General features: G+C 43.4%; 9 protein-coding genes. 6 read left to right on the plus strand and 3 right to left on the minus strand.

Annotated features, from left to right (window positions below; all coding sequences use genetic code 11):
- Positions 1 to 109 precede the first annotated feature (109 nt).
- From L1D22_RS10675 to L1D22_RS10685, 3 genes are read right to left on the minus strand one after another with little or no spacing between them, the layout of a single operon-like run.
- Positions 110 to 2,767, minus strand: coding sequence for an MlaD family protein (locus L1D22_RS10675; RefSeq protein WP_239829748.1), 2,658 nt, complete (start codon positions 2,765 to 2,767; stop codon positions 110 to 112).
- Complete coding sequence (locus tag L1D22_RS10680; RefSeq protein ID WP_239829749.1) at positions 2,754 to 4,037, minus strand: paraquat-inducible protein A; 1,284 nt, start codon at positions 4,035 to 4,037, stop codon at positions 2,754 to 2,756. Before L1D22_RS10680 ends, L1D22_RS10675 begins: the two co-directional genes overlap by 14 nt.
- Before the next feature lie 54 nt (positions 4,038 to 4,091).
- The gene (locus L1D22_RS10685; RefSeq protein ID WP_239829750.1) at positions 4,092 to 5,888 is read right to left on the minus strand and encodes an ABC transporter ATP-binding protein; all 1,797 of its coding nucleotides are present in this window, start codon (positions 5,886 to 5,888) and stop codon (positions 4,092 to 4,094) included.
- Between the two features lie 89 nt (positions 5,889 to 5,977).
- Here L1D22_RS10685 and L1D22_RS10690 point away from each other — a divergent pair, with 89 nt between their 5' ends.
- The 6 genes from L1D22_RS10690 to L1D22_RS10715 all read left to right on the plus strand — a co-directional run bounded on the left by L1D22_RS10690 (position 5,978) and on the right by L1D22_RS10715 (position 13,458).
- Positions 5,978 to 6,469 carry a GAF domain-containing protein gene (locus L1D22_RS10690; RefSeq protein ID WP_017630025.1) on the plus strand — a complete coding sequence of 164 codons (492 nt, stop codon included), beginning with the start codon at positions 5,978 to 5,980 and terminating at the stop codon, positions 6,467 to 6,469.
- 97 nt (positions 6,470 to 6,566) lie between these two features.
- The gene (gene proQ / locus L1D22_RS10695) at positions 6,567 to 7,190 is read left to right on the plus strand and encodes an RNA chaperone ProQ (protein ID WP_017057223.1); all 624 of its coding nucleotides are present in this window, start codon (positions 6,567 to 6,569) and stop codon (positions 7,188 to 7,190) included.
- Between the two features lie 17 nt (positions 7,191 to 7,207).
- Positions 7,208 to 9,202, plus strand: coding sequence for a carboxy terminal-processing peptidase (gene prc / locus L1D22_RS10700; protein ID WP_239829751.1), 1,995 nt, complete (start codon positions 7,208 to 7,210; stop codon positions 9,200 to 9,202).
- Positions 9,203 to 9,525: 323 nt separating this feature from the next.
- Entirely contained in the window at positions 9,526 to 10,209 is a 684-nt protein-coding gene (locus tag L1D22_RS10705; RefSeq protein WP_239829752.1) for a hypothetical protein, read from the plus strand.
- Between the two features lie 218 nt (positions 10,210 to 10,427).
- The gene (gene pepN / locus L1D22_RS10710) at positions 10,428 to 13,034 is read left to right on the plus strand and encodes an aminopeptidase N (RefSeq protein WP_239829753.1); all 2,607 of its coding nucleotides are present in this window, start codon (positions 10,428 to 10,430) and stop codon (positions 13,032 to 13,034) included.
- 205 nt (positions 13,035 to 13,239) lie between these two features.
- Positions 13,240 to 13,458: a DUF2835 domain-containing protein gene (locus L1D22_RS10715; RefSeq protein WP_086711486.1), complete on the plus strand. Its 219-nt coding sequence runs from the start codon at positions 13,240 to 13,242 to the stop codon at positions 13,456 to 13,458.
- The last annotated feature ends 157 nt before the right edge of the window (positions 13,459 to 13,615 follow it).

Raw genomic sequence — 13,615 nt, forward strand, 5'->3', positions numbered from 1 at the left:
AACCATATTTACGGCAAACAACAAAAATGCAGCCGAATGGCTGCATTTTGATGAAGAATTAATCTTCGTTAAGCTGTATTAATTTGCATGGAGCTTTTGTGGATTCACTCTATGGGCGAGGAATCGCGGTTCTCCACGATTTCCACTCATCTTCTGCTTGAGGATATAGGTAGAAAGACTGATCTTCGCTTGCCACAGGCTGAAGTTCACTCGTCGGAGGCGTTGAGAAGGTAATTCCGCCTCTTAATAAACTGTCTACCGTTCCGGCTTTGATGTTTGCACCAGAGAGACCGATAGAGACATCGACACCCGACACGTTCCAGAACACTGTGTTTGCGCGGATCAGATACGCGTAGTCAGGCTCTATTTGAATCGTAGAGATGATGCGATCAGCAAACTCGCCTAGTTGAACATCGATAACACTACCGATTTCTAGTTCACGGAATAGGATAGGTGTGCCTTCGGACACCGAGCCTCGCGTTTCGCTTTGTAGCTGGAATATCTTGCCTTCAGGCTGAACTGGCCCTTTGCTAAGCTTAAATTTCGTACTTCTGTCACCATTGCCCGGATCTACGTTGATGTGCTTAGAGAGAAGCGCAGAGACGTTTTTGATGCCATTAAGGCCGATCTCAGGTTCTGCCAACCAGAAGTGACTGTTCGCCACGGCAATCTTGTCAACGTACTCAGGTAAGATTCGCGCGGTAATTTCAATGCCGCCTTTATTGAAGTTAGGAATCACCAAAGTAACCTCACCAACAGTGACACCTTGGTATTTGATAGCCATACCCTTGCTGACTTCTTGATCGCCAGAAGAGGTGATAGTGATCGCACGTCCGAATTTACGAGCTGATTTCGAATCGCTATAAAGCTTCCACACATCGCCCAGTTTGTTGTCGATACCCGGCAGCGAATCAAACGCGATACCACCTTGTATCAATGTTTTAACAGGCGCGGCTTTAATGCTGATTCCAGATAAAGATGCATCCACTTCTACACCTGAACGGTTCCAGAAAACTGTGTGCTTATTGATTAAGTGTGTGTAGCGGTTTTCAATCGTGACTTTAATTCTCACGCCACCATCAGCCAATTGGAAATCTGAAATGCTACCCACTTGAAGGTTCCGGTAGAGTAGTGGACTGCCTTTAGAAATCGAAGGTAATTCACTCGCAAACAACGACAGCGTTTTAGAACCCGATTGGTTGAACTTCGCTATCTCTGCCAGTGATTTACTTTGGAACAGTTGGTAGTTGCCTCTAGCTTGATCTTTGCCTTCACTTACAAAGCTGATTGAGCCTGTTAGAAGCTGTTTAGCAGGCGGAACGGTCACACTCAGGCCTGATTCTGTTAACTCAGCTGTCGCGCTGCCAGTAACGAAGAATCTGTTGTTGCTTTTGATAAGGTGCGCGTATTCGTTGTCGATCAACGCATCCATGAACACTTCGTGTTTGTCGCTGCCCGTGCCTACACCGTCTACCAAGCCCACTTTGATGATTGAGCCAACCGCAATGCCTTTGTAAAGCAGTTGGGTACCGACATCCAAGCCGAATGAATTGTTTGAAGTTAGACGAATCGCGACTGACTTCTCTTGCTCTTGGCTGTACTCGGTTTGACGAATCGCAGTAAAGCGGCGTGCTTTTTCACCTTCACCAGGTACTAATGTTAAGAAGTTACCTGTGACCAAGTTGGCGATGTTCTTCATGCCCGTCAGCGATAGCTCTGCTTCTTCAAGAACGAATTTACTGCCACTGTTTAAGAAGTCACTGAATGCAGGTTGGATTGCCGCTGAAGCAACTACGTGCTCACGACCTTCGCTTAACGACAAATCGGTAATTTGACCAATTTCGATACCGCGGTACATAATTGGAGCACCCGTTGCGCTGATCTTATTGTCATCGGGTACGGCGATCTTAATTGAAATACCACGCCCCGCTGTTTTGAGATCAGGGTAGAGCTTGAACTTGGTATTCATTTCTACCGGCTGACCATCTCCGGGTGAATCCACTGCGATAGAACCCCCTAATAACGCACTGAGGCTTTCTAAGCGAACATCTACGCCCGAGAATCCGATACTTGCGCCTAAACCGCTCACGTTCCAAAAACGGCTTTGGTCAGTGATGATATGACTGTATTCGTCTTTAATCGCTGCTTGGATCGTTACTGATTTACCGCTTTCGTTAAGTTGGTAGTTGTAGACCTCACCGATCGGAATCTTACGATAAACAATTTGAGAGCCGACAGATACGCCACCCAAATCTTTTGTTGTCAGTGATATGTTCAAGCCATCGGCAGCTAATAAGTCAGAAGGCGCAGATTCTAAAGCTTGGAAAACAGTTTCTGGCTCTTGTTTCGTTTCACTTGGGTGAATCGCAATGTAGTTACCGGATACCAACGCATCTAGCCCAGAAATTCCAGACAAGCTTGCGGTCGGCTTCACTAACCAAAAGCGTGTACCTTTTGAAAGCAGCTTTTTCGCTTCAGGGTAAATATCAGCATCAACGTAAATATTGGACAGGTCTTTGGACAGTGTAATGTCACGAACCATACCTACCTCTAAGCCTTGGTAGCGAATGGTGGTGCGTCCTGCGATTAACCCTGCTGCATCCGAGAAGTAGATCTGCACACGTTGCCCAGCATCGTGAACCGATTTCATTACCAACCAACCGGCGAGAGCGACGGTAAGTATTGGCAGAATCCACAAAGGTGAGATGCCTTTGTTTTTCCTAACTTCTGGTGAATATGACGTTTGTGATTGGTTATTGTTGTTCATTCACTGACTCATCTTTAGAGGTATAGTTATCCCAAATTAGCCTAGGATCTAAGCTTTCCGCTGCGAGCATCGTCAGAACAACAACAACGCCAAAAGCGACTGCACCATAACCTGGTGTGAAGTTTAAAATTTGTCCACGGTCGACCAATGTCATCATGATCGAAATAACGAACAGATCCATCACGGACCATTTGCCTACCCATTTCACGATGAAATAGACGGTCATTCGTTGTCTGTGATAAAGCGCTCGCTTCATCTGAATACAAATCAAGATGTAAGCCAGCCCAAGGATTTTGGCTACTGGGACGACAATACTCGCCACGAAGATGATTATCGCAATACCATACATATCGCTGTTAATCAGAGAGGCAACGCCGGAGATAATCGTATCTTCGAGCCTCTGCCCGTTAGTAATAAGAATAGAAATAGGAATGACGTTGGCAGGCACAATGGCTACTGACGCGGCAAACAACAATGCCCATGTTTTTTTAATCGAGTAAGGCTTGCGGTGATAGAGGTCGTGATGGCAACGAACGCAACTATCGCCTTCCGGTTGAGATAGGTGACAGTTATGGCAATGAACATTCTTCGTTTCGGCAAACACGTAATCAGATTCTTTAGCCCATGCTTCCCAGTAACGTCTTACACTAATCCGGCTAACTAATAGCACGCTAAATAGTTGCAGTAAAATGAGCCCAATCAAGCCGGGACCAACAAAGATGTCGGAGTAGTCTTGTAGCTTAAAGCACGAGATCGCCACACTCACTAAGAATACATCCAACATCATCCAATGCTTTAGGGTTTGGATAATGGCTAATGAATAACGAAACGGCGTAAAGAGTCCGAAACGAAGTGACAGGTGGCTGATAAGTACAGAAGTACAGACCAGCAAGGGTGCGATGGAACTACAGAATAGGATTAACAAGCCAAGTAGCGGGAAGCCTTCACCCATTAAGGTAAACACACCAGATGGCAGAGTTGCAGGTATCATCACCCCAATTAGGCGGATGCTAATGAAATCAAAAAAATGAGAAGGGATAAAGAGCAACAAACAAGTAACGGCGATTGCTAGGTTCCCAGACAGGCTAGGGGTGCCGCCTCTATAAAGTTGAGTACCACATCTTGGGCAATAAGCGGATTTCCCTAAAGGGATGTCCATTTTATCGACGGGGAGTTCGCAGCCCTGACAAAGGCGCACTGAGCTGCTATCGCATTGATGTTTAGTTGATAAGGGGTTGGTAACGGATGGGGAGGTCACGCGACCTCCCAAGTTGAAACGTCAGTCAGGCTCGATGCCCGACTTAAAGGCTCAGAACCACAAACATCAGGCGTGCGATTGCACACTGCCGTAGAGTGTTTGATAAAGTCCTTGTTGTTCAACCAATTCACCATGTGTTCCCGTCTGTGTGACTTGCCCATCTTCTAAAACATAGATTAGATCGGCTTGTTTCACCGCTGATAATCGATGAGCCACTATCAAAGTTGTGCGATCTTTCAAAAACTCGCTTAGAGCTTTATGCAGTGCCGACTCTGTGGCTGTATCCAGTGCGGAGGTCGCTTCGTCAAGAATAACAAACTTAGGATTGCTCAGCACCATACGGGCTATTGCTAGACGTTGTCGTTGACCGCCAGACAGTCGAACTCCGTTCCTACCAATTTGTGTATCCAAGCCATTACTCAGTTGCTTAATAACATCTTGCATTTGAGAGACTTCAAGCGCACGCCATAGCGACATTTCATCGTATTCAGCGCCAAGGGTCAGATTATGCCTCAATGTGTCGTTAAAGAGTATAGGTTGTTGTAAAACAACGGCAATTTCATTACGGATAATATCAAAGCTGATGTCATCAGTTTTTTCGCCGTTATAGCGTATACAACCTGAATCGGCTTGATAAACCCCAATCAGCAATTGGATTAAAGTCGATTTACCGCCGCCACTTGCACCCACCAGAGCGACCTTTTTCCCAGCAGGGATGTGCAGCGATAGGCTATTTAAAACAGTGTTTTCTAATGTGTAAGAGAATGTAACGTTTTCGATGTCTACCGTCACTTCTTGGTTTTCATTGAAAGGGTTTACCTTACTCACCGGACGATGCTCTTCTTCTAACTTAAGAAGATCATTGATTCGTTGTAGTGCCGCCTTCGCGCTATACCAAGAGAATTGAATCCCTAGCAGCTCTTGAACCGGGCCCAACATAAACCACAAGTAACCGAATACCGCGAAGATTTGACCGATGGTTAAGTCACTGAATAGCACCATTAACATCGCGACAGCGCGGAAAAGTTCAAAGCCTAATAGGAAGAGCAGAAACGAAACACGTCCAGCCGCTTCAGATTGCCATGCGTATTTATCGGCATCGATTCTTACTTGGTTCGCTTGAACCTTCAATTCATCAAGGAAGATTCGTTCTTTATTGGCAGCACGTAGCTGATAAATGCCATCTAAGGTTTCAACTAAGCGATTCTGAAAACGTTCGAAAGACTTGTTTTCGTACTTTTTAAGATGCTTAACCTTGCTGCCTAGTTTACGAGAGAAATAAATAACAACAGGATTGACCAGTAGAATAAACAGTCCTAAACGCCACTCTAACCATAACAACACAATCGCAGTGCCGAACACCGTTAAGAAGCTGATCAGGAACTTAGAGAGCGTTGAGCCAATGAACTTATCGATTGTCTCTATGTCTGTTATTAGGTGAGCATTAATACCTCCGCTGCCTTTGGTCTCGTATTGTCTAATACTAATGCGACCAAGCTTATCTATCATCTTGCTACGCATTTGATAGGTAATTGTTTTGGAGACGAGTGTAAATTGACGCCCTTGTAGAATGTTCAACGCTTGGCTAACGGTACGCATGATAATGACTAACAGCAAAGTCAGTGCAATATAGCCAGTGGGTGTCTGCAACGATGTTGGAAGTAGGTGGTTCATCATTTCTAAGCCAGAAGCCGGCTTATCAAGTAATACTTCATCAACCATTAATGGCATGAGCAACGGGATAGGGACACTGATGAGAGTTGCAAGTATGGCAATAATGTTAGCAAACAGTAATTTGGACTTGTGTTTTTTTACTTGAGTTATTAACCAAGAACGGCTAATAGTGTCTTCTGAATTGTTCATTGTAATGAGAATAAGTCCTATTTAGTTTGATGGCCGCATTCTACTGCGTTCTCTTGATAATGGAAGTCTCAATTTAATTGGAAGTTAATATGAAAATAGAACATTACCAACGCTTAACCAAACAAGCCGTTGCATTAATTGAATCAGAAACCGATCTAACTGCTAATCTTGCTAATATCAGTTCTTTATTATTCATGGAATTGGATGATTTGAATTGGGCGGGTTTCTATTTAATGAAGCAGGATCAAGCTAAGGAAAAAGACGAACTTGTACTGGGTCCTTTCCAAGGTCAACCTGCTTGTGTGCGAATTCCGGTAGGGCGTGGAGTGTGCGGAACTGCGGTTGCGACGAATACAGTTCAGCGCATTCATGATGTTCATGAGTTCGAAGGTCACATCGCTTGTGACGCTGCAAGTAACTCAGAAATCGTTATTCCGTTCTCTATTGGTGGAAAAATAGCGGGTGTTCTTGATATCGATAGCCCAAATGTTGGCCGTTTTTCTCAAATTGACGAGGACGGATTGACATTTTTCATGGCAGAAGTGGAAAAGCTGCTTAATTCGCACGCGAACAAGGCATAAATTATTCTCTTACTGTGGTTTTTCCCAAGCATCTCTCTATAATACGTAAAAATATTTTCTTAATGCTCGCGGAAAACCGCAAAAACCAGGAACCCACATGGAAAACACTGAAAAGTTAAAAAACAGCAAAGAAGTTATCGCATATATTGCTGAATGTTTCCCTAAATGCTTTACTCTAGAAGGTGAAGCGAAGCCACTTAAAATTGGTATTTTTCAAGATCTTGCTGAACGTCTAAATGAAGACGAAAAAGTAAGTAAGACTCAGCTTCGTGCAGCGTTAAGACAGTACACATCATCATGGCGTTACCTGCACGGCGTAAAAGCTGGCGCAGAACGTGTTGACCTAGACGGCAACGCGTGTGGCACACTAGAAGAAGAGCACGTTGAACACGCTAAAGCTACACTTGCTGAAAGCAAAGCGAAAGTTCAGGCTCGTCGTAAAGAACAAGCACAAAAAGCTCGTGAAGAAGGCAAAGCGAAACCTAAGGCGAAGAAAGCTCAACAGCCTCGTCGTCAAGCGCCTAAAGCACCAAAAGTAGAAAAGCCTGTAGAAACACGCGCTTTGAACGCTGACGAATTCATCGCTGGCAAAGAAGTAAATGTGAACATGGGTAAAGGAAACATGGCTGCGACCATTGTTGAAATCAATAAGGAAGATGTGCGTGTTCAGTTAGCAAACGGCCTACAAATGGTTGTTAAAGCGGAGCACTTGCGCGCTTAAAGGAGATACTCCTACGCATGAAATGCCGTTCAAAATTGACACTGATTGCTGCTAGCTTTTGGCTAGCAGCTTCAGCTCAGGCTCTCGAAGCCAAATTAGATCAGGACGATTTACCTCTACTCGCTCCTGAGGTCCAACACGAAACTGCTAGTAAACGTGTTACTTCTCGATTTACTCGTTCTCACTATAAACACTTCAATCTCAACGATGATTTCTCTCAAGCTATCTTTAATCGTTACTTAGAGATGCTGGATTATAATCGTAATATCTTCACTCAAGCTGATATTGACTCTTTCTCTGCGTCATCTAAACAAATTGATGATCAGCTGAAATCGGGCAATAACCAGATTGCATTCGATGTTTATAATCTGTCTATGCAGAAGCGTTTTGAACGTTTTCAATATGCATTGTCTTTGTTAGATACTGAGATTAAGTTTGATACCGATGAAAGTATTGAGCTCAATCGCAGTGAAGCAGAGTGGCCAAAAGATATCGCTGAAGTGAATGAGCTTTGGAGAAAACGCGTTAAATATGATGCGTTGAATCTAAAACTTACTGGTAAAGAGTGGCCAGAGATTCAAGAAGTTTTGGAAAAGCGTTACAACAATGCGATGAAGCGTATTACGCAGTCGCACAATGAAGATGCTTTCCAGATCTACATGAACGCATTCGCGCGTGAAGTTGATCCGCACACCAGTTACCTTTCTCCAAGAAATGCAGAACAATTCCAATCTGAGATGAATCTATCTCTAGAAGGTATTGGTGCTGTGCTTCAGATGACAGACGACTACACCGTTATTCGCTCTTTAGTCGCTGGTGGCCCTGCGTCTAACAGCAAACAATTGAGTGATGGCGACCGCATTGTCGGTGTTGGTCAAGATGGCGAAGAGATTGTTGATGTTATCGGCTGGCGTTTAGACGATGTAGTGCAACTTATCAAAGGCCCGAAAGGGACTAAAGTTAAGCTGCAGATCTTGCCAGATGGTAAAGATGCAAAAAGTCACGTTGTCACAATTGTTCGCGATAAGATTCGTTTAGAAGACCGCGCTGTTAAATCAGAAGTGATCGAGAAAGACGGCAAGAAGATTGGTGTACTAGAAGTACCAAGTTTCTACGTTGGCCTTTCTAAAGATACCGATAAACTGATCACTGAGCTTAAAGAGCAAGGTGTTGAAGGTATTATTGTTGACCTTCGAAACAACGGTGGCGGTGCACTGACTGAAGCAACTGAACTCTCTGGTTTGTTTATCAAAGAGGGGCCTGTTGTTCAGGTTCGTGATAGCTACGGTCGTGTTAAAGTGAACAGCGATACTGATGGCCAAATCAGTTACCAAGGCCCGTTAACGGTATTGGTGAATCGCTACAGTGCTTCAGCATCTGAAATCTTTGCAGCAGCGATGCAAGATTACGGTCGTGCAATTATCTTGGGTGAAAACTCTTTCGGTAAAGGCACGGTGCAACAGCATCGCTCTTTGAATCATATTTATGATTTGTTCGATAAAGAGTTAGGCTACGTTCAATACACAATCCAGAAATTCTACCGAATCAATGGTGGTAGTACGCAAAACAAGGGCGTAGTGCCTGATATCGCTTACCCAACGCCAATTGATCCTGCAGATACTGGTGAAAGTGTTGAAGACAACGCTCTTCCTTGGGACAGCATCGACAAAGCGAAGTACTCAGTGTTACAGCGTAACGATGAGCAGATCGCAGCGTTGACGGCTAAACACCAAGCTCGTATCGCAACAGACATGGAATTTGGCTTTATCGCGCAAGATATTGAAAAATATAAGGCAGATAAAGACGACAACGACCTTTCTTTGAATGAAAAGGTTCGTCAACAAGAGAGTGATGATGCGGATGCGCTTCGCCTAGAGCGTATTAACCAACGTCAAAAAGCCGCTAAGTTAGAGGTATTTAAAACGTTGGATGATATTCCAAAAGACTACGAAGCCCCGGATGCGTATCTTGATGAATCAGTTGCTATCATGCTGGATATGATCAAGAAATAAACAAAATACCTGTTATAAGGTGATTGTTTAAAGACGTACTATTTAAAAAGCGAGCTTAGGCTCGCTTTTTTTGTACCTGCGTTCTTGCTTAGAATAATGTCACGTTAACTGCATGCTTCCTCGCTTTTTAACTTGTTCCATAACCACTGTTATTTGATTTTCGACTGTGAAGTGCACCGTAAAAATAACTAAACTTAAGTATTATTTTTCGAGTGATAATGACATTTAAGTTACTTCGCACTTAAAATTTAGTGACTTGGATCATATTTTTTCGCTTTCTATTCATTACGTGCCTAAGCTTAAAGAAAACGAGGGGGACGCTTATGAAATGGATTCTACTATTTTTATCTTGTTTAAGTTTTGTTGCTTTTGGGAGCGAGGTCGCTTCGAGTAGCCAACAATCAAAAAGTGATAGTAATCTATCCCATTTTGACCTTCCTTTACTGCTCGGCGATTGGTATTTGATGAATCCTGATCCAGAGCAAGGTAGTGAAAACTTTAGAGCGATCAAGCTCACTCTTGATTCAAACTACTCATTCACTATCGATATCCAAAAGAAAGACTACAGTGTCGATCATTGGGAAGGTTTGTATAACGCCAATGAAGACACGATTATTTTGGGTTTGAATACCTCAGAACCTCAGGTTTACGCGTACAGCAGTAATCACAACATGCTGAATCTTAACGGGGTTATGTTCACCAAGGCCTTGCCAAATGCATTGGCGGGAATCTGGTCAAGTGCCGAATTGTCCGGAAGTGATTTACGTGCAAGTAACATTCAAAAAATGGATTTAGTCCTTCAACCAGACTTCATATTCATGTTCCGAGTTTCCGATGAAGAAGGTGGTGAAGTCATTCGTCGCGGGGTGTATTACACCGAGGGCGACCAACTAGTGTTACTTTATGAAAACGGTGAACACGGTACTCGATATACACTGAACAGCGATGTGTTAACGCTGCAAGGTGAAGAGGGAGATATGTTTGCGGTGCTCAATCGCATTCGATAATCGAGAGTTTTAGCAGTAAAGTCGTACTCGTTGATAATATTGTGCACAGTTCATTTCTTAGGCGTTCCTATCTGATTTGATTGATAAAATAGCAAAACATGGAGGCATTTTCTTACAATGCCTCCTTTTTTTAATATTCCCCTTGTTTTATTGGCGCTCAACCTTTAGATATATACAGTTAAAAAATAATTACGTATAACGATCAAAAGGAACCCGTCATGGCACATACACCTCAAGCCAAGTATCGTAAAGATTATCAATCACCATCTCACACGATTTCTGAAATCGATCTTACTTTCGATTTGTACGACTCAGCATCCATCGTTACGGCTGTTTCTAGTGTTAAGCAGGAGAAAGACAGCGCGACATTAGTACTTGATGGTGAAGGCTTGAAGTTGGTTTCTGTTTTGGTTGAAGGCAACGAATGGACTCAATACGAGCAGTCTGAAACTCAACTTACGCTGAATGACCTTCCAAAAGAATTCACTCTCACCATCGTTACTGAAGTTAACCCTGAAGGGAACAGCGCACTTGAAGGCTTGTACAAGTCGGGTGGCGCGTTCTGTACTCAGTGTGAAGCTGAAGGTTTCCGCCGTATTACTTACTACATGGATCGCCCAGATGTGTTGGCGAAATTCACCACAACGGTAATCGCAGACAAAGCAGAGAACCCATTCTTATTAAGTAATGGTAACCGTGTAGATGAAGGCGAAGCTGAAAACGGTCGTCATTGGGTGAAGTGGCAAGACCCACATCCAAAACCAGCGTACTTGTTTGCTTTAGTTGCGGGTGATTTCGATGTACTTCGTGACGCATACACCACACAATCGGGTCGCAAAGTTGACCTAGAAATCTTTGTTGATAAAGGTAATCTAGACCGTGCAAACCACGCGATGGTTTCTTTGATTAACTCAATGAAGTGGGACGAAGAGCGTTTCAATCTTGAATACGACTTAGACATCTACATGATCGTAGCGGTTGATTTCTTCAACATGGGTGCGATGGAAAACAAAGGCCTAAACGTATTTAATTCTAAGTTTGTTCTAGCAAATGACCAAACCGCAACGGACACAGATTACCTAGGTATTGAAGCGGTAATCGGTCATGAATACTTCCACAACTGGACCGGCAACCGAGTGACTTGTCGCGATTGGTTCCAGCTGAGTTTGAAAGAAGGCTTAACGGTATTCCGCGACCAAGAATTCTCGTCTGATCTTGGTTCTCGCGCAGTAAACCGTATCAACAATGTACGTATCATTCGCGGTCCACAATTCGCAGAAGATGCTAGCCCAATGTCTCACCCAATTCGTCCAGAAAAAGTGATAGAAATGAATAACTTCTATACTTTGACAGTGTACGAAAAGGGCAGTGAAGTGATCCGTATGATCCACACATTGTTGGGTGAAGATGGTTTCCAAAAAGGCATGAAGCTGTACTTCGAACGTCACGATGGCACGGCCGCAACATGTGAAGATTTCGTAGCAGCAATGGAAGACGCATCGGGTGTTGATCTGTCTCAGTTCCGTTTATGGTACAGCCAGTCTGGTACGCCAACGCTGTCTGTTGAAAGTCACTACGATGCAGATAAGAAACAATATACGTTAACAACTCGCCAAGTAACGGCACCAACGCATGAGCAAACTGAAAAGCAGCCCCTGCATATCCCTCTAGATATCGAACTGTACACAGCATCAGGTGATGTAATTGAGTTACAATGTAACGGAAAGCAAGTTCATAACGTACTTGATGTGAAAGAAGCGGAACAAACCTTCGTGTTTGAAAACGTTTCTGAACAACCAATCCCATCACTGCTTCGTGAATTCTCTGCGCCAGTGAAATTGGAGTACGACTATTCAGATGAAGAGCTTATCTTCTTGATGGTGAATGCACGCAATGAGTTCTCTCGTTGGGATGCAGGTCAAATGCTATTAGCGAAGTACATTCTGAGCAACGTTGAGAAGGTTCAACAGGGTCAAGCGTTTGAGCTTTCTGATTCTGTTGTTGATGCATTCCGTGGCGTACTGCTGAGTGATTCACTAGAGCCTGCGTTTATTGCAGAAATGCTTTCTCTACCAAGCCACAATGAAGTATCAGGTTGGTATGAGCGTGTTGATATTGATGCGGTCGCATCGGTTCTTAACTCAATGAAGGTAACACTGGCTACAGAACTTGAAGACGAACTGGTTGCGGTTTATCACAGCAATGCACTAGCCGAATACACAATTGATCACGATTCGATTGGTAAGCGCACTTTGCGTAAAGTTTGCCTAAGTTACTTAGCGCATACAGAGCAGGGTAACGATTTGGTTGTTGCAATGTACCAGCAGGCAAACAACATGACAGATACAATGGCAGCGATGGGCGCGGCAAACAGCGCACAATTGGCATGTCGTGAAACTTTGATGGCAGATTACAGCGACAAGTGGAAACACGACGGTCTTGTTATGGATAAGTGGTTTGCTCTGCAAGGTACAAACCCAAGTTCAAATGCGCTTGATGTGATCAAAGAATCTATGTCACATCAAGCGTTTAGTTTGAAGAACCCGAACCGAATTCGTAACTTGGTTGGTTCATTCTTAAACATGAACCCGGTACAGTTCCATGACAAGTCTGGTCAGGGGTATGCGTTTTCAGGTGAGATCTTACGTGAACTAAACAGCAGTAACCCACAAGTTGCTTCACGTCTGATTGATCCACTTCTTAAATTCCGTAAGTACGATGATGAGCGCCAAGCGCTTATCAAGCAGGAACTTGAGACATTGAAGGGCATGGATAACTTAGCAAAAGACTTATTTGAGAAAGTAACAAAAGCACTAGAAGCTTAAGTTAAGCGTTCTCAAGGTTAACGGTTTACTTATAACTGTTTATTTATAAAGAAAAGTCATCAGTGGTAGAGAGTATCTGCCACTGATTTTTTGTTTCTGCTTCATCGAATTTTCGATAAGCTAGAGCAGTTTCAAGCTCAGTTTCACCGTCAGACATCGTTAAGTGCCAAAACATTCCGGCACTGTATATTTATACAGGTATCGTATGAATCACTATATTTTCCAACTTAACATCTCATATCAGCAGTTTTTGGCCAGTTATTCTGGTGCGGCAAGTAAAGTTCAAGTGATAACAACAACCGGATTACGTTTACAGTTGCCTGCAACTCGGTTCAGACCATTTCTTACACAAATAGGGGTTAGAGGGCAGTTTAGACTGACAACTGACCAAAAAAATAAGTTTATTAAGTTAGAAGCTCTGTAAACCTTGGCGTGCCTAGTGAGTTAAAAGGAATCTTAATCACATAATCAAACATTTCACCTCTTACCACCTCCAAAACAATTAACTATTTTTCAATAATGCTTTTACAATAAATGAATGCATTACCTTTGCTTAACTCGTTAGTAGAAAAGCGCTCAAT

Origin of the sequence: Vibrio sp. Isolate34, from assembly GCF_022397915.1 — a bacterium.
Classification (GTDB): domain Bacteria; phylum Pseudomonadota; class Gammaproteobacteria; order Enterobacterales; family Vibrionaceae; genus Vibrio.